A 24,838-nucleotide genomic window follows, 5' to 3' on the forward strand; every position below is an offset into this window, starting at 1 on the left:
AGTCGCGCTGTAGAGTCTGAACATGTTCAGCACACCGTCGCCGACCGGATCGAAACGAGACCGCACGCGTGCCCTGATCGTCGAGACCGCGCTCCGTTCGTTCCGCGAGCGTGGCTACGACGCGACCACCATCCGTCATATCGCCTCGGAGGCCGGCGTCTCGGTCGGCACGACGAACTACCACTTCGCGTCGAAGAACGAGCTCGTGCAGGAGTTCTACCTCCAGGTGCAGCAGGCGCACCGAGCTGCCGCCCTCCCCCGACTCGCGTCCGAGCGTGACCTCACGACCCGACTCGCGATCGTCTTCCACACGGGCCTCGATCAGTTGACGCCGACTCATGGCCATGCGCCCGAGTTCCTGACGGCCGCGGTGTCCCCCCGCTCGTCGATCAACCCGCTGTCGCCCGAGTCGGATGCCTCGCTCACGATCGTGGAGGAACTGTTCCGCACCGCCGTCGACGGCGCCGACCACAAGCTCCCGAAGGACATCGCCGAGGCGCTGCCCGGGGCGCTCGTTCTCGCGCATCTGCTGCTTGCGATGTACTGGGTCTACGACCAGTCCGACGACCAGGCGAAGACGCGGCGCTTGCTCGACAGGGGCTTGGCGCTTCTCGCGATGGCGCTCCCGCTCGTCCGCCTCCCGATGCTGCGACGGCCGCTGCGGGAGCTCCTCGACCTCATCGCGGAGACACGATCGTGACGGGCACCGACCCCGAACCGCCGCTCGCGTCCCGTCGAGGCTCGCCGCGCACGGATGCCGAACCTCTCGCGTTCACCCTCGCCGAGTTCCTGAAGGGCACCGCCCGCGCGTGGGGCGCGACGACGCTGCTGCTCATCGTCTCGTGGGCGGTGCTGACGGGCGGCTTCAGCTTGGTCGTGGGCACCGTGATGATCGTGATCGCCTCCGTCCCCGCCGTCGTGATCGGTTCGCCCGGCGCATACGCGCTCGGCCGCTCCCTGCGACGTTCGCCGCGTATCGGCGTACACCTGATCGCTTTCGCGGCGTACGGCGCGTTGGTCGGCGTCGTCACCACGGCGGGCGCCCTCATCACGCTGATGGGCGGATCGGCCGACGGCTGGGCGGGATCAATCGCTCTCCTCGTCAACGTGCCTCTCAGCGCGATGGGGCTGGCAGGAGCATGGTTCATCACCGCGCGGCGAGCACTGCGCCTCGACTCCGAGGGTTTCGGCGACGGTGTGCCGGCGTCGGATGCGGATGCCGCGACCGAGGACGCTCTCGACGAGCGCTACCGCATCATCGACCCCGATCGGAGACGACGTCAGCGACCTCGAGGCTGACGCTCGCCGTCCGCGGCCTCCGCACGGTCCGGTGCGTCAGCGGCATCCGGCCAGTCCGACTCCGCGTCCGCGCTGGGGCGAGCGATCGGGATGCGGGTGCCGAGGACCTGCGCGACGACGTCGTGCGCGATCTTCGCGGCCGTGAGGCCCGCGTCTTCGAGGATCTCGTCGCGCTCCGCGTGGTCGATGAAGTCGTCGGGCAGCCCCAGCTCGTCGACGGCGGTGTCGATGCCGGCCTCGCGCAGCACCTGGCGGATGCGGGTGCCGATGCCGCCGACACGGATCCCGTCCTCGATCGTGATGACGAGCCGGTGTTCGGCGGCGAGGTCGACGACCGAGCGCGCGACCGGCACCACCCAGCGCGGATCGATGACGGTCGCGCCGATTCCCTGTGCTCGCAGGCGCTCGGCGACATCGACGCCGAGACGCGCCATCGGACCGATACCGACGATGAGCACGTCGTCGGACTCGCCCCGCACCAGCACGTCGGTCCCGTCGTCCAGACGCTCCACGGCCGGCAGCTCGTCACCGACCGAGCCCTTCGGGTAGCGGACGACCGTGGGGGCGTCTTCGATCTGGACCGCTTCGCGGAACACCTCGCGCAGACGCTCGGCGTCGCGGGGCGCGGCGATGCGGACGCCGGGCACGAGCTGGAGCATCGCGAGGTCCCAGATACCGTGGTGACTGGGACCGTCGGGCCCGGTGACGCCGGCCCGGTCGAGCACGAATGTCACGCCGGCACGGTGCAGCGCGACATCCATCATCATCTGGTCGAACGCGCGGTTCATGAACGTGGCGTAGATCGCGACGACCGGATGCAGGCCGCCGAAGGCGAGGCCGGCGGATGCCGCGACGGCGTGCTGCTCGGCGATGCCGACGTCGAGGACGCGATCGGGGAACCGTTGCGCGAACGGCAGAAGTCCGGTCGGACGCAGCATCGCGGCGGTGATCGCCACGACATCAGAGCGGCGTTCCCCCGCCGACACGAGCTCTTCGGCGAACACGTCGGTCCAGCTGATCGTGCTGCCCGAGGAGACCGGCCGGCCCGTCGCGGGGTCGATCTTCCCGACCGCGTGGAACTGATCCGCTTCATCGAGGCGCGCGGGCGCGTAGCCGCGGCCCTTCTCGGTGATCGCGTGCACGATGACCGGCGCGCCGTACGACTTCGCGAGCCGCAGCGTCTCGATCATGGCCTCGAGATCGTGCCCGTCGACGGGCCCGAGGTACTTGATGTCGAGGTTCGAGTACAGCGCCTCGTTGTTCACGAAGCGGGACAGGAACCCGTGAGTACCCCCGCGGAGTCCGCGGTAGACGGCCCGCGCCGCCGGCCCGAGGCGGCCGAACAGCGACGCCGAACCCTCGTGGAGCGACCGGTACCCCTCGGTCGTGCGCACCTTGTTCAGGAAGCGCGCCATCCCGCCGATCGTGGGAGCGTACGAGCGACCGTTGTCGTTGACGACGATCACCAGGTTGCGATCGTTGTCGTCGGAGATGTTGTTGAGCGCCTCCCACGTCATGCCGCCGGTCAGCGACCCGTCGCCCACGACTGCGACGACGTGCCGGTCGGTGCGACCGGTGCGGGCGAAGGCTCGCGAGATGCCGTCCGCCCAGCTGAGCGAGCTCGACGCGTGCGACGACTCGACGACGTCGTGCTCGCTCTCACTGCGCTGCGGGTACCCCGCCAGGCCGCCGCGTGAGCGCAGCCGCGAGAAGTCCTGCCGCCCGGTCACGAGCTTATGGACGTAGGACTGGTGTCCGGTGTCGAACACCACCGGATCGTTGGGAGAGTCGAAGACCCGGTGGATCGCGAGCGTGAGCTCGACGACGCCGAGGTTGGGGCCGAGGTGCCCGCCGCTGCGCGCGACGTTCTCGACGAGGAACGAGCGGATCTCGCTCGCGAGAGCCTCGAGCTGCGGAAGCGAGAGGGCGTCCAGATCGCGCGGGTGCGAGATCGAGGAGAGCAGTGACATCGCGCTCCTCCTTCCATCGGTGCCGGTAAGTCTAACGAGCAGGATGCACGAGAGGCCGGAGCTGGACGCTCCGGCCTCTCGTGGACTATGCGGCTGGTTGGCTCAGACGAGCGAGCGCAGCACGTACTGCAGGATGCCGCCGTTGCGGTAGTAGTCCGCCTCACCGGGGGTGTCGATGCGCACGACCGCGTCGAACTCGACCGTCTCCTTGCCCTCGGGCGAGAACTCGCTCGGCTCGGCGACGACCTTGACGGTCTTGGGGGTGACGCCCTCGTTCAGCTGCTCGAGACCCGTGATCGAGATGATCTCGGTGCCGTCGAGTCCGAGCGACTTCCAGCTCTCGCCAGCGGGGAACTGCAGCGGCACGACGCCCATACCGATCAGGTTCGAGCGGTGGATGCGCTCGAAGCTCTCCGTGATGACGGCCTTCACGCCGAGCAGGTTCGTGCCCTTCGCGGCCCAGTCACGCGACGATCCCGAGCCGTACTCCTTGCCGCCGAAGATGACGAGCGGCGTGCCCTGCGCCTGGTAGTTCTGGCTCGCGTCGTAGATGAACGACTGCGGGCCGCCCTCCTGGGTGAAGTCACGCGTGTAGCCGCCCTCGACGACCTTGCCGTCGTTGACCGCCGCCGTGAGCTCGTTCTTCAGGCGGATGTTGGCGAAGGTTCCGCGGATCATGACCTCGTGGTTGCCTCGACGCGAGCCGTAGGAGTTGAAGTCCTTCTGCGCGACACCGTGCTCGGTGAGGTACTGCGCGGCGGGGGTGCCGGCCTTGATGTTTCCGGCCGGGCTGATGTGGTCGGTCGTGACCGAGTCGCCCAACGTCGCCATGACGCGCGCACCGGTGATGTCGCTGACCGGGGTCAGCTCCATCTGCATGCCGTCGAAGTACGGCGCCTTGCGGACGTAGGTCGAGTCCTCGTCCCACTCGAACACCGGACCGGTCGGCGTGGGCAGGTTCTTCCAGCGCTCGTCACCGTCGAACACGGTGGCGTACTGCTTGATGAACTGCTCGCGCGAGATCGACGAGTCGATGATCTCCTGGACCTCGTCCGGGGCGGGCCAGATGTCCTTCAGGAAGACGTCGTTGCCGTCCGAGTCCTTGCCGAGCGGGTCGGTCTCGAAGTCGAAGTTCATCGACCCGGCCAGGGCGTACGCGACGACCAGGGGCGGCGAGGCGAGGTAGTTCATCTTGACGTCGGGGCTGATGCGGCCCTCGAAGTTGCGGTTGCCCGAGAGCACTGCCGTGACCGCAAGGTCGTTGTCGTTGATCGCGGCCGAGACCTCTTCGATCAGCGGGCCCGAGTTTCCGATGCAGATCGTGCAGCCGTATCCGACGGTGTAGAAGCCAAGGCTCTCGAGGTCCTTGTCGAGGCCCGACTTCTCGTAGTAGTCGGTGACGACCTTCGAGCCCGGTCCCAGCGTCGTCTTGACCCACGGCTTGCGCGTGAGACCGCGCTCCGAGGCCTTGCGCGCCAGCAGACCCGCCGCGATCATGACCGACGGGTTCGAGGTGTTGGTGCAAGAGGTGATCGCCGCGAGGGTGACGGCGCCGTTGTCGAGCATGTAGCTCTCGCCCGACGGCTGCGTGACCTTGACGGGGTTGGACGCCGCGTGCGGCGCGCCGCTGGACAGCAGGCCCGCGTGGGCGTGGTCGTGCTGGTGCGAGACGGTGTCGTCGGAGAGCGTCTCGTGCTCGACACCGGGAGCGGTGCCCGGGTCGGACGCCGGGAAGGTGCCCTCGACCTCGACGGGCTCGTCGGCTGCGGCCGCGTAGTTGAGGATGTCCTTCGCGAACTGCTCCTTCGACTCCGACAGGAGGATGCGGTCCTGCGGACGCTTCGGGCCGGCGATCGAGGGGACGACCGTCGAGAGGTCGAGCTCCATGTACTCGCTGTAGCTCGGCTCGTTCGCGGGGTCGTGCCAGAGCGACTGCTCCTTCGCGTACGCCTCGACGAGCGCGACGGTCTGCTCGTCGCGGCCGGTCAGACGCAGGTAGTCGAGCGTGACGTCGTCGATGGGGAACATCGCAGCGGTCGAGCCGAACTCCGGGCTCATGTTGCCGATCGTGGCGCGGTTGGCGAGCGGGACGGACCCGACGCCGGCGCCGTAGAACTCGACGAACTTGCCGACCACGCCGTGCTTGCGCAACATGTCGGTGATCGTCAGCACGACGTCGGTCGCGGTGACGCCCGCGGGGATCTCGCCGGTGAGCTTGAAACCGACGACGCGCGGGATGAGCATCGACACGGGCTGACCGAGCATCGCGGCCTCGGCCTCGATGCCGCCGACGCCCCAGCCCAGGACGCCGAGGCCGTTGACCATCGTGGTGTGGGAGTCGGTGCCGACGCAGGTGTCGGGGTATGCGCGGAGCACGCCGTCGACGTTGCGGTCGTAGATGACCTTCGCGAGGTGCTCGATGTTCACCTGGTGGACGATGCCGGTGCCCGGGGGGACGACCTTGAAGTCGTCGAATGCACCCTGACCCCAACGGAGGAACTGGTAACGCTCGCCGTTGCGCTCGTACTCGATCTCGACGTTGCGCTCGAGGGCGTTCTCGCTGCCGAACAGGTCGGCGATGACCGAGTGGTCGATGACCATCTCGGCGGGCGAGAGCGGGTTGATGCGGTTCGGGTCACCGCCGAGCGCGGTCACCGCCTCGCGCATGGTGGCGAGGTCGACGATGCAGGGCACGCCCGTGAAGTCCTGCATCACGACGCGGGCGGGCGTGAACTGGATCTCGGTGTCGGGCTCCGCCGATGCGTCCCACGAGCCCAACGCACGGATCTGCTCCTGCGTCACGTTCGCGCCGTCCTCGGTGCGCAGGAGGTTCTCGAGCAGCACCTTAAGGCTGAAGGGAAGACGGTCGTAACCCTCGACCGTGGCGATCCGGAAGATCTCGTAGTCGGTACTGCCGACCGTCAGGGTGCTCTTGGCTCCGAAGCTGTCAACAGTGGACACGTCTGCTCTCCTTCATCGGCGGGCCGCGCGCTCGCGCGCACTGTCCCATCATCCCCTCGCCGCACTGGTCGATCTAGTGAGGCGACCCTTAGTCGGATCGGGGGAAATTTATCTTGACGTCAAGATAAATATATCACTCGGCGGGCCTCTTATAGAGCGCCCGCACGGCGAGCCAGGTGACAGCCGCGAGCGGGGCGAACAACGGAAGCCCCATGACGAGCTTCAGGGTTCCGAGGGCGGCGACCTCGTCAGCGAAGTACAGCGGCAGCTGCACCGCGAGCCTCAGGTAGAACAGGGCCGCCCATGCGATCGCGAGCCAGAAGTAGACGCGACGCTTGCGCTTGTCGCGACGCCACGCGATTCCCTCGTTCATCAGGAATCCCGCCGCGAGCCCGATGAGCGACCACCCGATGAGAGCAGACACCAGGAAGGCCGTGCCGTACGCGGCGTTGGTGATCAGCCCGGGGATGAAGTTGTCCTGACCGCGCCCTGTCCACAGCGCGAGGCCCGCGGCGACGGCGGTTGCGATGAGGCCGCCGAAAGCCGCCCCGGCAGGCCCCCGCTGGATCAGGCGGAGCAGCGTGAAGACGGCGGCGACCCCGACCGAGAGTCCGAGCGACAACCAGAGGTTCGCTTCGCGCGTCTCGGGGTCCGTCGTCAGCGTGAACACCACGATGAAGACCAGACCGGGCAGGACGGCTTCGACGATTCCGCGGAATCCGCCCATCGCCCGCCAGACGACTCCCCCGGTCGAGGCGTTCGTCTCCGGATCGAAGCCCGCCCTGCGCGCGGCCTCGCCGAGGGCGGCGCCCAGCACACCCGACGTCGATCCCGCCGGCTCCGGCGGAGTCAGGTCGTCGCGACGCTCGGTCGCCGCCTCAGGACGCTCGTCGCCGTTCACGCTGAGCCGGGGGTCGCCGGCATCTTCAGCGGGATGAGGTCGCGCGGCGGCATGGGCGACCCGCCGCGCACGACCACGAGCGACCGGAACAGGTCCTCGACCTGCGCGGCCGCCTCGACGTCGTTGGTGGCGGCCCCGCCGATGACACCGCGGAGGAACCAGCGCGGACCGTCGACGCCGACGAATCGCGCGAGACGCTTGCCGCTGCCGTCAGCTCCCGCGATCACGGGAACCTCTGCGAGCAGCTCCGGCCCGAGGGGGCCCTCGCGCTCTTCGACGCGGCCGCCCTGCTGTCGCACCTGCTGACGGATCTGCTCGCGTGTCTCGTCCCACAGCCCCGTCGAGCGGGGCGCCGCGAACGGCTGCACCTGCAGCGTGGACCCGGCGTAATCCAGACCGACCGCCACGATGCGCTTGGTCTGTTCCTCGACCTCGAGGCGCAGGTTGAGACCCTCGCGGGGCAGCACCTTGATGCCGCCGAGGTCGATGTATGGACGGACCGGGTTGGCCTCGGACTCGTCGAACGGTCCGGCTGTGGCGCGGTCGGCGGGCGCGGACTTCGCGTCGTCGCTCATGCGGATACTCCTGTCTGCTGGTAGCCGGTCGAGCCGAACCCACCTTCGCCGCGAACGCTCTCGGGCAGCGTGTCGACGGGGATGAAGCGGGCGCGGGTCACCGGCATGACGATCACCTGTGCGATGCGGTCACCGGGCGCGATGTCGTACGCCTCGGACGTGTCGGTGTTCAGGAGGGTGACCTTGATCTCGCCGCGGTAGCCGGCGTCGACCGTTCCGGGAGAATTCACCACGGTGATGCCGTGCTTCGCGGCGAGGCCGCTGCGCGGGACGACGAAGGCGGCGAAGCCTTCGGGCAGGGCGATGCGAACGCCGGTGCCCACGAGTGCGCGTTGTCCGGGCTCGAGATGCACCGTCTCGGTGGAGACGAGATCTGCTCCGGCATCCCCCGGGTGGGCATACACGGGAACGTCGACGGCGATAATGGGGACGTCCACGGATTCGGTCACCCCACGAGGCTAATGCACAGTTCCGCCCCCGCCACCCCGCCCGCTACGAGCTATCGCGAGCGCCTGAGCCCATCGCTCTGGCTGCTGGTGAGCGCGGCCGTCTGCGGCCCGATGGTCGCCCTCGTGCTCGCCCCGCTCGACTCGATCGTCGGGCTCGTCGCGGGGATCGTCGTCGGCGCACTCGTCGTCGCGGGCCTCATCGCCCTGTCGCCGGTCGTCGAGGTGTCCGGCGGACGCCTGCGCGTCGGCCGCGCGAGCATCGAGCTCGAGTATCTCGGTCAGATGGAGGCGCTGACGGGCGACGATGCACGGCAGGCGCGCGGACCGGGTCTATCACCGAGCTCGTGGCACCTGCTGCGGGGCGGCATCGACGGTGTGGTCCGCGTCGCGATCGACGACGATGACGATCCGGTCACGCACTGGGTGTTCTCCTCCCGGACGCCGTCCCGGGTCGTCGCGGTGGTCGAGAGCGCTCGCGCCGACGCCGCCTCACGCGCCCGACGCTCCTAGGCCGTCACACCGCTTCGCGCAAAAGACAGACCCTCGACGCCGGGGCGTCGAGGGTCAGCGAGAGTCGTGACGGTCAGGCGGCGCACTCGGTGCAGATCGCGCCGACCTTGGTCTCGTGGTCGATCTGAGTGCGGTGCTTCACGAGGAAGCACTCCATGCACGTGAACTCGTCCTCCTGCGGGGGAAGGACGACGACATCCAGCTCGAGGTCCGAGAGGTCAGCCCCGGGCAGCTCGAAGCCCGACGGGTTGTCGGCGTCCTCGTTGTCGATCGAGCCCGACGACTTGTCGGGCACGCGCTCCTTCAGGGCCTCGATCGACTCGCTGTCGTCCTCGGTCTTGCGGGGTGCGTCGTAATCCGTAGCCATGTCGAAAGGCCTCTACTTCCAGGTGTTGCCGGTTGCCGCGCCGAGTGGGGCGGCGATAGTTTGCATGACCGGCGCGTATTTCGCAAAACGTCGCGGAAGATCCTTCCGGGAACGGCTGCTGACGACCGGTTCGCCCCCCGAAACCGACGGCGCGCCCCGGATATTCCCACGGTCCCCGGATGCCTGTGACACCATGACGGCACACGTATCGCTGGGAGGGTTCTGCGCATGGAACAGCTCAAGGTCATCGGGACCGAGGAGGGCATCCTCGTCCTCGCAACCGAGTCCGGGGAGCGCTTCGCGTTGCCGGTGAACGAGACGCTGCGCGCCCAGTTGCGCCGCGCCCGTCCGGCTGACGAACCGCGGGCTCCCCGCCCCAGCCCTCGCGAGATCCAGTCGCACATCCGCGCCGGCATGAGCGCCGCGGATGTCGCCACGCTCCTCGGCATCCGGGTCGAGGACGTCGCCCGATACGAGCGGCCGATCATCGCGGAGCGCGAGCACATCGTCGGACAGGCCCTCGCGGTGCCGGTCCTCATCGCGGGCGAGCTCGAACCGGACGCCCAGCCGACCTTCGGCACCGCGGTTCGCACGAAGCTCGCCGAGGCGGGCGCGACCGGTGAGCGCTGGAGCAGCTGGCGCGAACCCGACGGCTGGATCGTCAAGCTCGAGTTCACCGTGGGCGAGGTCGAGCACGACGCCCGGTGGTCTTTCGACCCGCGACGCTCGTCGCTCGCGCCCCTCAACTCCGACGCGACCCAGCTGTCGCGGCAGGGATCGCTGCCCGAGGGGCTGATCCCGCGGTTGCGAGCCCTCGACACGCCGCAGGCCAAGGACGAGTCGCGGTTCGACAGCGGAGCGTTCGGCCCCCGGCATCATCCCGCCGCCGAGCCGGAGGCGGCCACGTCCGCCCCGCTCCGCAGCACGACCGCGAAGGACGCGGCGATCAAGCGCGCTCCCGAGCCGGTCGTGACGTCGTCCGAGACCGCCGACCTCCTCGAGGCACTCCGCCGCCGTCGCGGACAGCGCGAGCCCATGCCCGGCGAGGACCGCGGGCAGGACACGCGCGAACGGACACCGGTCGCGCTCTTCGACGCGCTCGAGCCCGGCTACCGCGAACCCGCTGAGCCCACCCCCGAGCCCGAGGCGCCCCAGGCGGAGCCGGCGAACGAGGACACGACCCCGGAGACCCGCCGCCGCGGCGGCCGCACCTCGATGCCGTCGTGGGACGAGATCGTCTTCGGCGCGCGCAGCGAAGACGCCTGAACACTCACGCGGCGCGCCGCACGCGGGCTCTCAGGCGAACACGCCGAAACGGATGAGGGGAACGATCCGCTCCTGGTCGGTGAGCGACCCGTGCTGTCCGACCATCCGCTGCGGCTTCTTGTCGGCCAGCCGGTCGTCGTAGTACGCCACACTCGACCGAGCGGCGACGAGAACGTCTCCGATGCGCGGCGCCACCTCGGGGTGAACCGTCCCGAAGAGTCCGGCGTCGACGGCTTCGGCCCGGGTCATCACCCACGAACGATCCGATTCCCACTCGCGCCAGCGGGAGGCCACGCGTTCGGCGGCGCCGGCTGACGCGTAGAGGTGAAGCATCCGCGGTTCGCCGCCGATGACATCGACCTCATCGAGCAGGTCGTCGCCTTCCCGCAGCAGGACGTGCCGGTGCGCGGGGACGTCGATCATGCCGTGATCCGCCGTCAGCACAGCACCGATGCCCGGCCCCAGCTGACGATCCCACCGGCGCAGCTCGGCGTCGAGCGACTCCAGCTCCGCCGCCCACCGGTCGCCCTCCCAGCCGTGCCCGTGGCCGATGACGTCGAGCTCCGGGATGTAGACGTAGACGAGAGCTCCCTCGTGGGCTCCGGCGAGGGCCTCGGCCCGCGCAAGCCGTTCACCGATCCCCGAAGCCGACACGAATTCCGCCCCCCGCACGGTCGCCGTGGTGAACCCGGTCGCGGCGTACTGAGCACGGCTCACGACGAAGCAGCGTCGGCCCGCTGCGGCCTCTCGCTCGAACACGGGCTGCGAACGCTGCCAGGAGAGCGGGTCGAGGCCATCGTCCTCCCAGCCGGTGAGCTGGTTCGGGGTCGAGGCCGTGCCGGGCACCCTCACCCGGTATCCGACGATGCCGTGCTCCCCCGGCGGCACAGCTGTGAAAAGACTGCTCAGGGCGGCGGCCGTCGTCGCGGGGAACACCGTGCGGGCGGCATCCCGCTTGGTCATGCGCTCGGAGAGGAAGCGAGCGTAGGCGGCGCGCTGCGCGAGGTTGCCCCGTCCCAGCCCGTCGGCGACGATGACGATGGCCGACCGTGCCGGAGCGAACCAGTCGGACCGGCCCGACAACGAGGTCAGCAGCTGCGGCAGCACACCGGTGAGGCTCCGGGCCGTGGGCGGGTCGGTCGGTAGGCTTGAGGGCATCGCGGACAGTCTGACACAGACCGCATCCGCCCTCCCATCCCCGATCGAGGTCCGAACAGCTTCATGGCCGCTTCCCGCACCGCTTCACCCGTCCCCGACCAGCCGGAGCGCATCGAGGACGTCGACGTCTCAGCGGAGATGCAGGGATCGTTCCTCGAATACGCCTACTCGGTCATCTACTCGCGCGCTCTCCCCGACGCTCGCGACGGCCTGAAGCCGGTGCAGCGGCGCATCCTCTTCCAGATGGCCGACATGGGCCTTCGCCCCGACAAGGGCCACGTCAAGAGCGCCCGTGTCGTCGGTGAAGTGATGGGAAAGCTGCACCCGCACGGCGATTCGGCGATCTACGACGCGCTCGTCCGCCTCGCGCAGGACTTCGCTCTGCGGGTGCCCCTGGTCGACGGTCACGGCAACTTCGGCTCGCTCGACGACGGCCCCGCGGCGGCGCGGTACACCGAGGCGCGGCTCGCGCCGTCTGCTCTCGCCCTCACCGAGAACCTCGACGAGGACGTCGTCGACTTCATCCCGAACTACGACGGTCAGTTCCAGCAGCCGGCGGTCCTGCCCGCCGCATACCCCAACCTGCTGGTCAACGGCACGACCGGCATCGCGGTCGGTATGGCGACGAACATGGCGCCGCACAATCTCATCGAGGTCGTCGCGGCAGCCGTGCACCTTCTCGAGAATCCCGATGCGACGCTCGACGAGCTCATGGAGTTCGTTCCGGGCCCCGACCTGCCCGGCGGCGGTGTGATCGTGGGTCTGGACGGCATCAAGGATGCCTACACCAACGGGCGCGGCACCTTCCGCACCCGCGCGAAGGTGTCGGTGGAGTCGCTGGGTCCGCGCCGCACCGGCCTCGTCGTCACCGAGCTGCCCTACATGGTCGGTCCCGAGCGGATCATCGAGAAGATCAAAGATGCGGTCAACGCCAAGAAGTTGACCGGCATCTCTGATGTCCAGGACTTCACCGATCGCAACCACGGGCTGCGTCTCGTCATCACGATCAAGACCGGATTCGACCCCAACGCGGTGCTCGAGCAGCTCTACCGGTTGACCCCGCTGGAGGACTCCTTCGGCATCAACAACGTCGCGCTCGTCGAGGGACAGCCCCAGACCCTCGGGCTCAAGGAGCTCCTCCGGGTGTATCTCGACCACCGCATCGAGGTCGTCACGCGACGCAGCCGTTACCGGCTGGCCCGGAAGCAGGAGCGCCTGCACCTCGTCGAGGGACTGCTGATCGCGATCCTCGACATCGACGAGGTCATCCAGGTCATCCGCACCTCGGATGACGGCGAGCAGGCGAGGACGCGACTGATCGACGTCTTCGATCTCTCGCAGCCGCAAGCCGAGTACATCCTCGAACTGCGTCTGCGCCGCCTGACGAAGTTCTCCCGTATCGAGCTGGAGACCGAACGCGACCAGCTGAAGGCCGAGATCGCACACCTCGAGGAGCTCCTCGCGAGCGACGTGCTGCTGCGAGCCCAGGTGGCCCGCGAACTCGAGGCGGCGGCCGAGACCTACGGCACGCCCCGTCGCACGCTGCTGCTCAACGGCGGCCCCGTGACCGCGCGCTCGGGCAAGAAGGCCGCCGCCGACCTGCAGATCGCCGACGCGCCCTGCCGCGTCTTCCTCTCGGCGACCGGCCGGATGGTCCGAGCAGAGCTCGGCGAAGACCTGCTCAGCAGCGGCATCGTTCCGCCCGCCCGGCGCAGCAAGCACGACGCCATCCGCTCCGCCGTCGACGCGACGGTCCGCGGTGACCTCGGCGCCGTCACCAGCACCGGACGCCTCGTGCGCTTCTCCCCCGTCGATTTGCCATCGGTACCGGGCAACAGCGTTCAGCTCGCGGCGGGCTCGAAGGCCGACCAGTATCTCGGGCTCGGAGCAGGCGAGCACGTCGTGGCGATCGTGCCGTTGACCGGCGAACCGCCCATCGCCCTCGGCACGGCCCAGGGCGTCGTCAAGCGCGTCGCGGCGACCGAACTGGCGGCGGGCAAACCCGACGCCGAGATCATCTCGCTCAAGCCCGGCGACCGCGTCGTCGGCGCCGCCCCGGCACCCGACGGCTCCGAACTGGTCTTCGTCACCTCCGACGCCCAGCTGCTGCGATTCGATGCGGCGGCGGTGCGTCCGCAGGGCCGCGCAGCCGGCGGAATGGCGGGGGTCCGTGTCGCGGACGGTGAGCGCGTCATCGCGTTCACCGCGGTCGCGGCATCCGATGACACGGTCGTCGTGACGATCGCGGGCTCGACGCAGTCCCTCGCCGGGGCCGATGCCGGCAGCGGCAAGGTGTCGGCGTTCTCGGAGTTCCCCGCGAAGGGACGCGCGACCGGCGGAGTCCGGGCTCAGCGGTTCCTGCGCGGCGAGGACACGCTGACCGTCGCGTGGGTGGGCGACTCCCCGCGCGCGGTCGGCCCCGACGGTGCGACGCGGAGCCTGCCCGAGGCCGGGGCTAAGCGCGATGCCTCCGGCCAGCCGCTCGACGGCGTCATCGGCGCGATCGGCACCGTCGTCGCCTGAGCCTGCCGCCCCCGAGCCTCGGAGAATGACGTCGACCTCGGACGGTTGACCGGAATTCCTCCGAGGCTCGCGTTGTCCTCCGAGTTTCGGAGGGGCAGCCGCGACGCGGGTCAGGCGTCGATGGACTCGCGCGAGAGCCGATCGCTCGAGGTGACGATGAAGTCGCGGCGCGGGGCGACCTCGTTGCCCATGAGCAGCTCGAAGACCGCGTTGGCGGCATCTGCATCCTCGACGCGGACACGGCGCAGCGTGCGGCCGGCGCGATCCATCGTGGTCGTCGCCAGCTGATCGGCATCCATCTCGCCGAGGCCCTTGTAGCGCTGCACCGGCTCCTGCCACTTGCGCCCCGACTTGCGGAGCTTTGCGAGCAGTCCGTGCAGTTCGGCCTCCGAATAGGTGTAGATCGTCTCGTTCGGCTTCGAGCCGGGATTCACGACGACCACACGATGCAGCGGAGGCACGGCGGCGAACACGCGGCCCTCCTCGATCAGCGGTCGCATGTAGCGGAAGAAGAGGGTCAGCAGCAGCGTGCGGATGTGCGCGCCGTCGACGTCGGCATCGCTCATCAGGATGACCTTGCCGTAGCGGGCCGCGCTCAGGTCGAACGAGCGCCCGGAACCGGCACCGATCACCTGGATGATCGCGGCGCACTCGGCATTGGAGAGCATGTCGCTCACCGAGGCCTTCTGGACGTTCAGGATCTTGCCGCGGATCGGGAGGAGCGCCTGATACTCGCTGTTGCGGGCGTGCTTGGCCGTACCGAGGGCCGAGTCGCCCTCGACGATGAACAACTCGGATTCGGCCACGTCGTTGCTGCGGCAGTCCGCCAGCTTCGCCGGCAGCGACGACGACTCGAGGGCCGTCTTGCGGCGCTGCGTCTCTTTGTGCGTGCGCGCCGAGATGCGCGCCTTCATCTCGGAGACGACCTTCTCGAGCAGCTGCCCGGTCTGCGCCTTGTCGTCGCGCTTCGTGGAGGAGAAGAGCGCCCCCATCTCGCGATTGACCACCGAGGCGACGATCTGGCGCACGGCCGGTGTTCCGAGGATCTCCTTGGTCTGGCCCTCGAACTGGGGCTCGGGGAGCCGGACCGTCAGCACGGCCGTGAGGCCGGCGAGGATGTCGTCCTTCTCGAGCTTGTCGTTTCCGACCTTCAGCCGTCGCGCGTTCTGCTCGACCTGGCTGCGGATGACCTTCATGAGCCCCTGCTCGAAGCCCTGCTGGTGCGTTCCGCCCTTCGGGGTGGCGATGATGTTCACGAACGACCGGGTGACGGTCTCATAGCTCGTCCCCCACCGCAGCGCGATGTCGACCTCGCAGGAGCGCTCGACTTCGGTCGGCACCATGGCGCCGTTGGCCTGCAGCACGGGCACGGTCTCGGTGAACGTTCCCGAGCCGGTCAGGCGCCACGTGTCGGTGATCGGCGCGTCGGGGGCCAGGAACTCCGCGAACTCCGAGATGCCGCCGTCGAAGCGGTAGCTCGTCTCGACCCGCTCCTCGCCGCGCTCGTCGACGATGACGATCTCGAGGCCGGGGACGAGGAAGGCGGTCTGACGTGCACGCTGCACGAGCTCTTCGAGGTGGAACGCGGCATCCTTCGTGAAGATCTGCCGGTCGGCCCAGTAGCGGATGCGGGTTCCGGTGGTGCCTCGGGGCGCCTTGCCGACCACGCGCAGCTCTGAGGAACGCTCGAACGGCGCGAACTCCGAGTCGGGAGCATCGCCCGCGAACAGACCGGGCTCGCCGCGGTGGAACGACATCGCGTAGGTCTTGCCCCCACGGTCGACCTCGACGTCGAGACGCTCGGAGAGGGCGTTGACGACGGAGGCCCCGACGCCGTGGAGTCCACCCGACGCGGCGTACGAGCCGCCACCGAACTTTCCGCCGGCGTGCAGCTTGGTGAACACGACCTCGACACCGGTCAGACCGGTGCGGGGCTCGACATCGACGGGGATGCCGCGCGCGCGGTCGCGAACCTCGACGCTGCCGTCGGCGTGGAGGACGATGTCGATGCGCGAGCCGTAACCGCCCAGGGCCTCGTCGACGGAGTTGTCGATGATCTCCCAGAGGCAGTGCATGAGGCCGCGCGAGTCGGTCGAGCCGATGTACATGCCAGGGCGCTTGCGGACGGCCTCCAGCCCTTCGAGCACCTGGAGGTGATGGGCGGAATACTCAGCAGTCACGATCTCCAAGCGTATCGGCGCGCACCGACACGACGGGGAGGACACACACCCTCGGGAGCGACTCGGGCCCGAGTGCGGGCGGTGAGCGTACGCGCTGAGCGAAATGATCGTCAAATGGGGCATACCCCCGGCTGGTCGTGGTTGTATCGAGGGACTCAGTTGCACGACCCGATCGACCGAGGAGGCACCCATCATGACCACGAACACTTCCGAGAGCACCGCCGTCCTCGACCACCGCCTGACCGCGGCCGATCGCTGCGACTCGTGCGGCGCCCAGGCTTACATCGCCGCAGAGGTGAACGGCAGCGAACTGCTCTTCTGCGCCCACCACGGACGCAAGTACGAAGAGAAGCTGCGCGCCGTCGCCACCAGCTGGCACGACGAGACCTCGCGCCTCGTCGCCGCCGGCTGAGGACGGCTCCACGACGAAAGCCCCGAGCATCGCGCTCGGGGCTTTCGCGTTCCCCGGCACCGCGGGGTGCCGGGTCGCGGGTCAGAAGCCGACGGCTGCCTGATAGACGGGGAGCAGACCGGTACGCACGCCCGAGGCGGACGGCTTGGGCTGGAACACGCTCGAGTTGTGGTTCCCCTCGATCACGACGGGGCCGTTCGGCGTGATCGCCAGGTCCCACCCGACGTAGGGTGCTTCCGGCGTCCGGCGCGCCAGCTGCTCGGTGAGGGCGAGCACCTGGTCGAACAACGGCACCGTGAAGCCGACGATAGGGGTGCCGGTGACCGGGTGCTCACGATAGACGTTCGAGTTCTTGTCGACGCCCGGATACAGCGCGACGCCGTGCTCGTCGAGCATCGTGAACATGCCGCCCGAGGCGAAGTTGTCGATGACGTCGCCGTTCCCGATGCGCAGGACACCGGCCAGAAGGCGGACGTGGCCGTCGGGGGTGAGGAACGTGATCATCCTCACCGTGTTGACGCTGTCGGGGTAGAGCGAGGCCATCTCGGGGTGCTGGACGATGAACTCGTCGACGATCGACTGGCCGGCCGCGGTCGCCTCGGCCCGGAACGCGGCGGCATCCGTCACGTTCTCGTGCAGGGTGATCCCCCCACCGCCGTGCCCGTCGAGCGGCTTGGCCAGCACCTTCGGGTGACGCGTCAGGAACGCGCCGAGCTCGGCGTCGTCGACATCCCGGAGGTCGAGCGTCTCGCGGCCGAGCAGATCGGCGTACTCGCGCGCGAAGCGCCGCTTGTCTTCGAGCTTCGCGCGCCCCTCGGGCGTATTGTGCATGCGGGTGATCCGGAACGACTTCGGGTGCGTCATCCAGGTCGCGCGCTCGCGGGCGTTCAGCAGACGGATGTCCCACACCGCGTAATCGCGGAAGCCCATGTCGTACTTGACCGAGCACCACAGCATGTCAGCGATGATGAGCGGCAGCGGTGCTCTCGACACCTTCTGCACCTGGCGCCCGAACTCGATGAGATTGCCGACCCGGATGTTGCGGGCTCGGTCCAGGAGGTAGCCCAGCCGGACGCGTGATCGACCCATTGCTCGTTCTCTCCGTGTTCTCGGTGTTCCGGTTGCGGATCCGCGGGCGCTCAGAAGCGCATCGCGGCGCGGTAGCGCGGCAGCAGCCCGCGCCGGATGCCCGACACCGACGGCTTGGACTGGAACACGCCCGTGTTGTGGTTGCCCTCGATCACCACCGGGCGCTCCGGCGTGATGGCGATGTCCCAGCCGATGTACGGCATCTCGGGAACACGGCGGGCAAGGCGATCGACGAGCTCGAGGACCTGCGGGTACAGCGGGACCTGGTACCCCGTGATCGCGACTCCCGTGATCGGGTGCGTCTCGAAGGGGCGGCCCTCTTCGTCGCTGGCGGCGTGGAGCGCCCGCCCCTCGTCGTCGAGCATGGTGTACATGCCGCCGTTGGAGAAGTTGTCGATGACGCCGCCGTTGCCGACCTTCAGAACCGCGGCGAGGACGTGCACGACATCGTCGGGATCGCGATAGGTCACGACTCGCAGCGAGTTGACGCTGCCGGGATACAGGCGCGCCATCTCGGGATGCTGCACCAGCACCTCCTCGACCAGCGTCTCGCCCGACGCGAGGAGTTCCTCGCGGAGGCTCGCCACGTCGCCGATCGACGCGACCTCCCGCATTGTGATGCCGTTGCCGCCGACTCCCCCGGGGTTCTTCGTGATGACGCGCTCGCGCCCGTCGAGGAAGGCTGCCAGCGCCGCGGTGTCGGATGAGGCGACATCGAGCCACGCGCGCCCGAGCTCGTCGCCGAACCGGCGCGCGAACTGGAGCTTGTCGTCGAAGACGCCGCGCACGGAGTTGTCGTTGAGGCGTCGTGAGAGGTGGAACGACTTGGGGTCGGTCATGTAGGTGCGGCGCTCGCGAGCCTTGAGGATCCGGAAGTCCCACTCGGAGTAGTTCTCGAACGTCGTCTCGTAGCGGACGGCGCACCATGCCATGTCGGCCGCGACCCACCAGACGGGCGCCTTCGAGAGGGCGGCGGACTGCCGGGCGAACTGCAGCACCCGCTCGCGATCGAACGAGACGACGCGGCGGACGAAGAAACGCGCGCGCCGGTAGACCCGGTTCACCGCTCCCACGTCAGACCTCGCGGATGACGCCGAGCGGCGTCGACTCGTGACCCTGGCCCAGCGGGTTGTCGCGCAGGATCCGCACGAGCCGCTGCTCTCCGGCCTTGTCGAGCGTCGAGCCGAGGATGTTTCCGCCGATGTCGTTGATGTCGACGACCGCTACCTCGGCGATGCCGCCCAACCGGGACTTGATCCGCGCGGCGACGCCCTTCGGATCGGTCGGCCCCAAGACGACCGCCTTGTTGTACGGCGGGATGGTGCCCGACGTCGGGCCGTCGATCGCGCGCGCCTTGTCTCCCGCGACGCGGTAGAAGTCGCCGCGTCGACCGAAGATCTTCGTCACGGCGCTGACAGCCGCGGCGAACAGGATGCGCGGTGTACCGCACTCGCGGAGGGCCATCTCCATCGTCTCCGGCATCCCCAGACCGATTCCGTAGGGCGTGCGGGTGACGTACTTCGACAGGAACCTCGCGAGCGGGCGGACGCGGATCTCGTCGAGCGTGTACGAACGGCCCTGCGTGATCGCGACGATCTTCTCGGTGACGAACAGCAGGTCCCCCGGCTGGACGGCCGAGGCGGCGTACTCCGAGATGACGGCGTCGAGATCGTCGCCGGGCATCACCACGCGGGTACGGATCGGGATCCGCGCGTAGGACGTGCCGTCGACGACGACCTCGAGAGCCTTGCCCTCGTTCGCGGCGCCGGTCACTCGAGGTAGTCCCGGAGCGACTGCGACCGCGACGGGTGGCGCAGCTTGGCCATCGTCTTCGATTCGATCTGACGGATGCGCTCGCGCGTGACACCGAACGTGTCGCCGATCTGGTCGAGGGTCTTCGGCTGACCGTCGCCGAGGCCGAAGCGCATGCGGATGACGCCTGCCTCGCGCTCGCTGAGCGAGTCCAGAAGCGACTCGAGCTGGCGCTGCAGCATCGTGAAGCCGACGGCGTCGGCCGGGACGACCGCCTCGGTGTCTTCGATGAGGTCTCCGAACTCGCTGTCGCCGTCCTCGCCGAGCGGGGTGTGCAGCGAGATCGGTTCGCGGCCGTACTTCTGGACCTCGATGACCTTCTCGGGGGTCATGTCGAGCTCGCGGCTGAGTTCCTCGGGCGTGGGCTCGCGGCCCAGGTCCTGCAGCATCTGACGCTGCACGCGGGCGAGCTTGTTGATGACCTCGACCATGTGCACCGGGATGCGGATCGTGCGGGCCTGGTCGGCCATGGCGCGCGTGATCGCCTGGCGGATCCACCAGGTCGCGTAGGTCGAGAACTTGAAGCCCTTGGTGTAGTCGAACTTCTCGACGGCGCGGATCAGACCGAGGTTGCCCTCCTGGATAAGGTCCAGGAACTGCATGCCACGGCCCGTGTAGCGCTTGGCGAGCGAGACGACGAGTCGCAGGTTGGCGCCGAGCAGGTGACTCTTGGCACGCTGTCCGTCACGCGCGACCCACTGCAGGTCGAGTCCCAGCTGGTTGGACTTCTCGGCGGCCGACATGTGCGACAGCTTCTCTTCGGCGAAGAGTCCGGCTTCGATGCGCATCGCCAGCTCGACCTCTTCGGCCGCGTTGAGCAGAGGCACCTTGCCGATCTGCTTGAGGTAGTCCTTGACCGGGTCGGCCGTGGCGCCGGTGATCTGCGTCGAGTAGACGGGGACGTCTTCCTCGTCGCTCGAGGAGATGACGATCGCGCCGGTGGGCAGAGCCTCGGTGACGGCCGGCTTCTTCGGCTCGTCGTCATCCTCGTCGTCGTCGGCCTTGGCAGCGTCGCCCGCGGGGGCTGCGTCGTCGTCCGAGGCGTCGTCGGCGTCGACCTCGACGTCGACCTCGACGTCCTCGTCGTCCATCTCTTCGTCGTCGTCGGCCTTGGCCTTGGAGGCCTTCGCGGGCGCGGCCTTCTTGGTCGCGGCCTTCTTGGCGGGCGCCTTCTTCGCGGCGCTCTTGGGCGCAGCCTTCGCGGCGGTGGCGGGCGCGTCCTCGACGAGTTCGGTGTCCTCGCTCGCGCGGGTGCGGGTGGTCTTCGTGCCTGACGTCACGGTTAGCCTCTCACCGGTGCGAACGCACCGGGTTCTCGGACACTAGTAAGACCCTTGTCAAGTCCCCCGCCACTCGAGCGAACGAGGAGCACAGGATCGACAACGGGTCAGGTCCTTCATTGTCTCATATCTCGTGCGCTGTTCCTGCGCAAGCATTCATTCCTATGAGAACGCCGACCGGGCGTGACGCATTCCCTCCATCGGGAATCGCGGTGCGCAACGGGCCGATGTCAGGAGCGTCCGCGCTTGTCGTCGTCGCCCGGTGGGCGCGAGGCGAGGAATCGTTCGAGCTCGGCGGCCAGCTCATCCGCGCTCGGAAGATCACCCGTATGGATGATGGGCTGCCCGAGAGCCGACGCCGCCATGTAGGAGTCGTACCGCTCCTCGAGCGTGTGCAGCATCGTCGTCAGCTCTTCGCTGCCCGAGACCTGGTCCTCGACCTTCTCGAGGTAGTCGCGGTTCTCGTTGCGGAGCGTGTCGCTGTCGAAGACGAGCCCGGTCGCGACACTCAGACTGTCGAGGCCGGCGATGGCCGCAGCGGGGTACTCGGTGTCACCGAGGTAATGAGGAACCAGCAGCGCGAAGCCCGCAACGCGCGCATCCGCCTCGGCGAGACGGAGCTCGAGCAGATGTCCCGCGGTGGCGGGGATCTGCGTGCGCGGCTGCCAGACCGAGTGAGCCGCGGTCAGCTCCGATCGGGTACCGCTGACCGTCGCCCCGATGGGACGGGTGTGCGGCACCGGCATCGGAATGGCATGCACCCACGTGATCGAGGCGACCTGCATGCCCTCTGCCAGCCCCACGACCGTCTCAGCGAAGGCTTCCCAGGCGAAGTCCGGCTCGTAGCCCGCGAGCAGCACGAACGGCTGACCCAGCGAGTCGTGCGCGAGCGACAGCTCGAGGCGCGGCGCACGGTAGTCGGTCAGGTGGTCCTCGTCGAAGGTCACGATCGGCCGACGCGCGCGGTAGTCGAACAGGACGTCGTTGTCGAAGGCGACGATCGGCGTCGGGTCGAGCTCTCCGCGGAAGTACTCCACGATGCGGGAGACCGCGCCGCCGGCATCCGTGAATCCGGTCAGCGCGATGACGAGCGGCAGCCCCGCGGGGACGGGCGGGGACCCGGCGGCACGTGCGTAGAGCGGTCCGGACAGCGGCATGCTTCAACTCTACGAGGCGCTTCATGCCCCGGAGGCGGCTCGCCCCTCGCTGACAGCGAACGCCGCCGGCTCGCGAACCTAGGATGGGAGGATGCCGTTCCCCGAGATCGCGCACACCAGCGCGCCCGTCACCGAGTCCGACGCCGACGCCCTGGTCCTCGCTCTGCCACCGCTCGACGAGCACGCAGACGTCGCCGGCTGGCCGGGCATCGCCGAGATGCTGGCAGCCGTCGGATTCACCGGCGCACGAGGATCGGTGCACCGCGTGTTCCTGCCCGCCGTGTCGTCGACGCCCGTCGTCGTCGTCGGAACCGGAAGCGACCCCGACGTCCACGCGCTGCGTGATGCCGTCGGCACCGCGGTTCGCGTGACCACCGGGTTCGCCTCGCTCGCCGTCGCCGCACCGCTCGCGCCCGCCGAGACCTGGGGCGCCCTCGCCGAGGGCGCCGTCATGGGCGGTTACCGCTTCGCGGGATACAAGGGCGGCACGCCGAAGTCGCGAGCAGAGCGCGTCACGATCCACTCGTCCGCCTCGCCCTCCGCCGAGGAGATCGCCGGGGTCAACGCGCTCGGACGATCGCTCGCGCTGGTGAAGGACCTGGTCAGCACGCCCGCCGAGTGGCTCTCTCCCGCCGACTTGGCGGAGCGCGCGATCGAGGCCGTCGCCGGCCTGCCCGTCGAGGTCGAGGTGCTCGACGAGGCGGAGCTCGAACGGCAGGGCTTCGGCGGAGTGCTCGGTGTCGGGCAGGGCTCGGACCGGCCGCCGCGCGTCGTGCGGGTGGAGTACTCCCCCGCCGATGCCGCGCGCCACGTCGCTCTGGTCGGCAAGGGCATCACGTTCGACACGGGAGGCCTCTCACTGAAGCCGGCCGCGAGCATGGTCGGGATGAAGTACGACATGGCCGGTGCCGCGACGGTGCTCGCCGTCGTCCAGGCCGCGGCTGCGCTCGCTCTCCCTGTGCGGGTCTCGGCATGGCTGTGCGTGGCCGACAACATGCCTTCCGGCCGCGCGACGCGTCCGGGTGATGTGCTCCGGATGCTGGACGGGACGACCGTCGAGGTCCTGAACACCGACGCGGAAGGTCGCCTCGTCCTCGCGGACGGCCTCGTCGCCGCCAGCCGGACACGACCCGACGCGATCGTCGACGTGGCGACCCTGACGGGGGCGATCATCGTCGCGCTCGGAAACCGTCACACCGGCGTCATGGGAGACGACCACGCCGTCGCCGACTACCTGGCGGCCGCCGAGCGCGCGGGCGAAGCCGCCTGGCAGCTGCCTTTGCCGGCGCACATGGAGGACGAGCTCGACTCCCCCATCGCCGACATGCAGAACGCGAAGATCGGCGACCCCTCCGGCGGCTCGCTCTTCGCCGGGCTGTTCCTCCAGCGCTTCATAGGTCGCGCCGGCGACGAGGACGACGCGCCCCGCATCCCCTGGATCCACCTCGACATCGCGGGGTCCGGCACGACCAAGGCCGCGTTCGGCGGCACCGACAAGGGGCCGACCGCAGCCACCGTCCGCTCGCTCGTCGAGTACCTGCGGGGTTCGCAGCGATGACCGATCACAGCGTCGATCTCGTCGTCCTCGGCGGCGGCAGCGGAGGCTACGCGGCCGCGCTCCGCGCGGCTGAGCTCGGTTCCTCGGTGGTGCTCGTCGAGAAGGACAAGGTCGGCGGAACCTGCCTGCACCGGGGCTGCATCCCGACCAAGGCACTCCTGCACTCCGCGGAGGTCGCGGACAACGTCCACGGCTCGGAGCACGTCGGCGTCCGCGCTGCGTTCGAGGGCATCGACGTCGCGGGGGTCCATGCGTATCGCGACGGCATCGTCGCCAAGAAGCACAAGGGTCTCGAGGGTCTGATCGCGGCACGGAAGATCACCGTCGTGCACGGCGAGGGCAGGCTCGAGGCGGACGGTGGCGTGACCGTGGGCGGCGACCGTTACCGCGGCACCGACGTCGTGCTGGCGACCGGTTCGTACAGCCGCTCGCTGCCGGGGCTCGAGCTCGACGACCGGATCATCACGAGCGAGGGCGCCCTGGCGCTCCCCACTGTGCCGCGTCACGCCGTCATCCTCGGTGGTGGTGTCATCGGCGTCGAGTTCGCGAGCATCTGGCGCTCCTTCGGCGCGGACGTGACGATCATCGAGGCGCTCGATCGATTGCTGCCGGCGGAGGATGCCGCGATGAGCAAGACGATCCAGCGCGCGTTCCGCAAGCGCGGGATCGACGCGCGCACGGGAGTCCGCTTCAGCGCCGCGGAGTCGCACGCGGACGGCGTCCGGGTGTCGCTCGAAGACGGCACCACGCTGGAGGCCGACGTACTGCTCGTCGCGGTCGGCCGCGGTCCCGCGACGGCGGGCCTCGGCTTCGAGGACGCCGGTGTCGAGCTCGATCGCGGCTTCGTCCGCGTCGACGAGCGGCTGCGCACCACGCGCGACCGCGTGTGGGCCGTCGGCGACATCGTTCCCGGGCTGCAGCTCGCCCATCGCAGCTTCCAGCAGGGCATCTTCGTCGCCGAGGAGATCGCGGGCCTGCGCCCCACCGTCGTTCCCGACAGTCTCGTTCCGCGCGTGACCTACAGCAGTCCCGAGGTCGCCTCCGTCGGGCTGACCGAGGAGCAGGCCCGCGCCGCGCACGGCGACGCGATCGTCGTGCGCGAGTACAACCTCGCCGGAAACGGGAAGAGCGAGATCCTCGGGACGGCCGGGCTGGTCAAGGTCGTCCGACGCCTCGACGGCCCGATCCTCGGTGTGCATCTCGCGGGCGACCGCGTCGGCGAGCTCATCACCGAAGGCCAACTCGCCGTGGGCTGGGAAGCCCACCCCGAGGACATCGCACCATTCATCCACGCCCATCCGACTCAGAGCGAAGCTCTCGGAGAAGCATTCCTGGCGCTGGCGGGCAAACCGCTGCATGCGCTCTGACCGG

The 24,838-nt window shown here is 69.1% G+C and carries 21 protein-coding genes; 8 read left to right on the top strand and 13 right to left on the bottom strand.

The features are described 5' to 3' along the window. Positions 1-22: 22 nt before the first annotated feature. Both C3481_RS03020 and C3481_RS03025 read left to right on the top strand, forming a co-directional pair. On the top strand, positions 23-700 hold the full coding sequence (locus C3481_RS03020) for a TetR/AcrR family transcriptional regulator (protein ID WP_064956738.1): 678 nt from the start codon (positions 23-25) through the stop codon (positions 698-700). Further along, positions 697-1,299 carry a hypothetical protein gene (locus C3481_RS03025; protein ID WP_103840734.1) on the top strand — a complete coding sequence of 201 codons (603 nt, stop codon included), beginning with the start codon at positions 697-699 and terminating at the stop codon, positions 1,297-1,299. The genes C3481_RS03020 and C3481_RS03025 overlap by 4 nt, the downstream gene beginning before the upstream one ends. Here the strand turns inward: C3481_RS03025 and dxs are convergent. From dxs to dut, 5 genes are all read right to left on the bottom strand, one after another. Next, a complete protein-coding gene (gene dxs, locus C3481_RS03030; protein ID WP_103840736.1) occupies positions 1,281-3,269 on the bottom strand; it encodes a 1-deoxy-D-xylulose-5-phosphate synthase in 1,989 nt (662 codons plus the stop codon). The two genes, C3481_RS03025 and dxs, sit on opposite strands and share 19 nt — an antisense overlap. Before the next feature lie 102 nt (positions 3,270-3,371). After that, positions 3,372-6,230: an aconitate hydratase gene (locus C3481_RS03035; RefSeq protein WP_088380324.1), complete on the bottom strand. Its 2,859-nt coding sequence runs from the start codon at positions 6,228-6,230 to the stop codon at positions 3,372-3,374. Between the two features lie 133 nt (positions 6,231-6,363). Then, a complete protein-coding gene (locus C3481_RS03040; protein ID WP_023951312.1) occupies positions 6,364-7,131 on the bottom strand; it encodes a DUF3159 domain-containing protein in 768 nt (255 codons plus the stop codon). After that, complete coding sequence (locus C3481_RS03045; protein WP_023951313.1) at positions 7,128-7,706, bottom strand: DUF3710 domain-containing protein; 579 nt, start codon at positions 7,704-7,706, stop codon at positions 7,128-7,130. Before C3481_RS03045 ends, C3481_RS03040 begins: the two co-directional genes overlap by 4 nt. Further along, positions 7,703-8,155 carry a dUTP diphosphatase gene (gene dut, locus C3481_RS03050; RefSeq protein ID WP_064956743.1) on the bottom strand — a complete coding sequence of 151 codons (453 nt, stop codon included), beginning with the start codon at positions 8,153-8,155 and terminating at the stop codon, positions 7,703-7,705. Before dut ends, C3481_RS03045 begins: the two co-directional genes overlap by 4 nt. A gap of 12 nt (positions 8,156-8,167) precedes the next feature. Here dut and C3481_RS03055 point away from each other — a divergent pair, with 12 nt between their 5' ends. Continuing rightward, entirely contained in the window at positions 8,168-8,665 is a 498-nt protein-coding gene (locus tag C3481_RS03055) for a DUF3093 domain-containing protein (protein ID WP_023951315.1), read from the top strand. Between the two features lie 73 nt (positions 8,666-8,738). On the opposite strand, the gene C3481_RS03060 is transcribed toward C3481_RS03055, so the two are convergent. Beyond that, on the bottom strand, positions 8,739-9,032 hold the full coding sequence (locus tag C3481_RS03060; protein ID WP_023951316.1) for a DUF4193 domain-containing protein: 294 nt from the start codon (positions 9,030-9,032) through the stop codon (positions 8,739-8,741). Between the two features lie 228 nt (positions 9,033-9,260). Between C3481_RS03060 and sepH the strand changes: the two genes are divergently transcribed. Then, complete coding sequence (gene sepH, locus C3481_RS03065; protein WP_103840738.1) at positions 9,261-10,298, top strand: septation protein SepH; 1,038 nt, start codon at positions 9,261-9,263, stop codon at positions 10,296-10,298. A 30-nt stretch (positions 10,299-10,328) separates the two neighbouring features. Here the strand turns inward: sepH and C3481_RS03070 are convergent, their stop codons facing one another. Next, the gene (locus C3481_RS03070; protein ID WP_103840740.1) at positions 10,329-11,456 is read right to left on the bottom strand and encodes an alkaline phosphatase family protein; all 1,128 of its coding nucleotides are present in this window, start codon (positions 11,454-11,456) and stop codon (positions 10,329-10,331) included. Positions 11,457-11,519: 63 nt separating this feature from the next. On the opposite strand from C3481_RS03070, the gene C3481_RS03075 reads away from it, so the two are divergent. Continuing rightward, on the top strand, positions 11,520-13,979 hold the full coding sequence (locus C3481_RS03075; protein ID WP_023951319.1) for a DNA topoisomerase (ATP-hydrolyzing) subunit A: 2,460 nt from the start codon (positions 11,520-11,522) through the stop codon (positions 13,977-13,979). Between the two features lie 110 nt (positions 13,980-14,089). Here C3481_RS03075 and C3481_RS03080 read toward each other — a convergent pair whose 3' ends face one another. Continuing rightward, a complete protein-coding gene (locus C3481_RS03080) occupies positions 14,090-16,159 on the bottom strand; it encodes a type IIA DNA topoisomerase subunit B (protein ID WP_374754834.1) in 2,070 nt (689 codons plus the stop codon). Between the two features lie 193 nt (positions 16,160-16,352). Between C3481_RS03080 and C3481_RS03085 the strand changes: the two genes are divergently transcribed. Continuing rightward, positions 16,353-16,571, top strand: coding sequence for a hypothetical protein (locus C3481_RS03085; protein WP_023951321.1), 219 nt, complete (start codon positions 16,353-16,355; stop codon positions 16,569-16,571). An 81-nt stretch (positions 16,572-16,652) separates the two neighbouring features. Here C3481_RS03085 and C3481_RS03090 read toward each other — a convergent pair whose 3' ends face one another. From C3481_RS03090 to C3481_RS03110, 5 genes are all read right to left on the bottom strand, one after another. Next, a complete protein-coding gene (locus tag C3481_RS03090; RefSeq protein WP_103840743.1) occupies positions 16,653-17,660 on the bottom strand; it encodes a sugar-transfer associated ATP-grasp domain-containing protein in 1,008 nt (335 codons plus the stop codon). Positions 17,661-17,710: 50 nt separating this feature from the next. Further along, on the bottom strand, positions 17,711-18,724 hold the full coding sequence (locus C3481_RS03095; protein WP_258039006.1) for a sugar-transfer associated ATP-grasp domain-containing protein: 1,014 nt from the start codon (positions 18,722-18,724) through the stop codon (positions 17,711-17,713). 10 nt (positions 18,725-18,734) lie between these two features. Then, positions 18,735-19,433: a coenzyme F420-0:L-glutamate ligase gene (locus tag C3481_RS03100; RefSeq protein ID WP_023951326.1), complete on the bottom strand. Its 699-nt coding sequence runs from the start codon at positions 19,431-19,433 to the stop codon at positions 18,735-18,737. Beyond that, positions 19,430-20,752, bottom strand: a complete 1,323-nt coding sequence (locus C3481_RS03105) for an RNA polymerase sigma factor (protein WP_023951328.1) — start codon at positions 20,750-20,752, stop codon at positions 19,430-19,432. The genes C3481_RS03100 and C3481_RS03105 overlap by 4 nt, the downstream gene beginning before the upstream one ends. A 230-nt stretch (positions 20,753-20,982) precedes the next feature. Next, positions 20,983-21,909 carry a proteasome assembly chaperone family protein gene (locus C3481_RS03110; RefSeq protein WP_023951330.1) on the bottom strand — a complete coding sequence of 309 codons (927 nt, stop codon included), beginning with the start codon at positions 21,907-21,909 and terminating at the stop codon, positions 20,983-20,985. 91 nt (positions 21,910-22,000) lie between these two features. On the opposite strand from C3481_RS03110, the gene C3481_RS03115 reads away from it, so the two are divergent. Together C3481_RS03115 and lpdA are read left to right on the top strand one after the other, a co-directional pair. Continuing rightward, positions 22,001-23,467, top strand: a complete 1,467-nt coding sequence (locus tag C3481_RS03115; RefSeq protein WP_103840747.1) for a leucyl aminopeptidase — start codon at positions 22,001-22,003, stop codon at positions 23,465-23,467. Next, positions 23,464-24,834: a dihydrolipoyl dehydrogenase gene (lpdA, locus tag C3481_RS03120; RefSeq protein ID WP_103840749.1), complete on the top strand. Its 1,371-nt coding sequence runs from the start codon at positions 23,464-23,466 to the stop codon at positions 24,832-24,834. Before C3481_RS03115 ends, lpdA begins: the two co-directional genes overlap by 4 nt. Positions 24,835-24,838: the final 4 nt, after the last annotated feature.

Origin of the sequence: Microbacterium sp. Ru50, from assembly GCF_002920555.1 — a bacterium.
Classification (GTDB): Bacteria; Actinomycetota; Actinomycetes; order Actinomycetales; family Microbacteriaceae; genus Microbacterium; species Microbacterium arborescens.

Excerpts from the sequence above, each read along its gene's own strand:
- C3481_RS03070 (WP_103840740.1), bottom strand. The coding sequence starts at position 11,456 with ATGCCCTCAAGCCTACCGACCGACCCGCCCACGGCCCGGAGCCTCACC.
- C3481_RS03085 (WP_023951321.1), top strand. The coding sequence starts at position 16,353 with ATGACCACGAACACTTCCGAGAGCACCGCCGTCCTCGACCACCGCCTG.
- sepH (WP_103840738.1), top strand. The coding sequence starts at position 9,261 with ATGGAACAGCTCAAGGTCATCGGGACCGAGGAGGGCATCCTCGTCCTC.
- C3481_RS03090 (WP_103840743.1), bottom strand. The coding sequence starts at position 17,660 with ATGGGTCGATCACGCGTCCGGCTGGGCTACCTCCTGGACCGAGCCCGC.
- C3481_RS03060 (WP_023951316.1), bottom strand. The coding sequence starts at position 9,032 with ATGGCTACGGATTACGACGCACCCCGCAAGACCGAGGACGACAGCGAG.
- C3481_RS03055 (WP_023951315.1), top strand. The coding sequence starts at position 8,168 with ATGCACAGTTCCGCCCCCGCCACCCCGCCCGCTACGAGCTATCGCGAG.
- C3481_RS03110 (WP_023951330.1), bottom strand. The coding sequence starts at position 21,909 with ATGCCGCTGTCCGGACCGCTCTACGCACGTGCCGCCGGGTCCCCGCCC.
- C3481_RS03045 (WP_023951313.1), bottom strand. The coding sequence starts at position 7,706 with ATGAGCGACGACGCGAAGTCCGCGCCCGCCGACCGCGCCACAGCCGGA.
- C3481_RS03115 (WP_103840747.1), top strand. The coding sequence starts at position 22,001 with ATGCCGTTCCCCGAGATCGCGCACACCAGCGCGCCCGTCACCGAGTCC.
- lpdA (WP_103840749.1), top strand. The coding sequence starts at position 23,464 with ATGACCGATCACAGCGTCGATCTCGTCGTCCTCGGCGGCGGCAGCGGA.
- C3481_RS03020 (WP_064956738.1), top strand. The coding sequence starts at position 23 with ATGTTCAGCACACCGTCGCCGACCGGATCGAAACGAGACCGCACGCGT.
- dxs (WP_103840736.1), bottom strand. The coding sequence starts at position 3,269 with ATGTCACTGCTCTCCTCGATCTCGCACCCGCGCGATCTGGACGCCCTC.
- C3481_RS03075 (WP_023951319.1), top strand. The coding sequence starts at position 11,520 with ATGGCCGCTTCCCGCACCGCTTCACCCGTCCCCGACCAGCCGGAGCGC.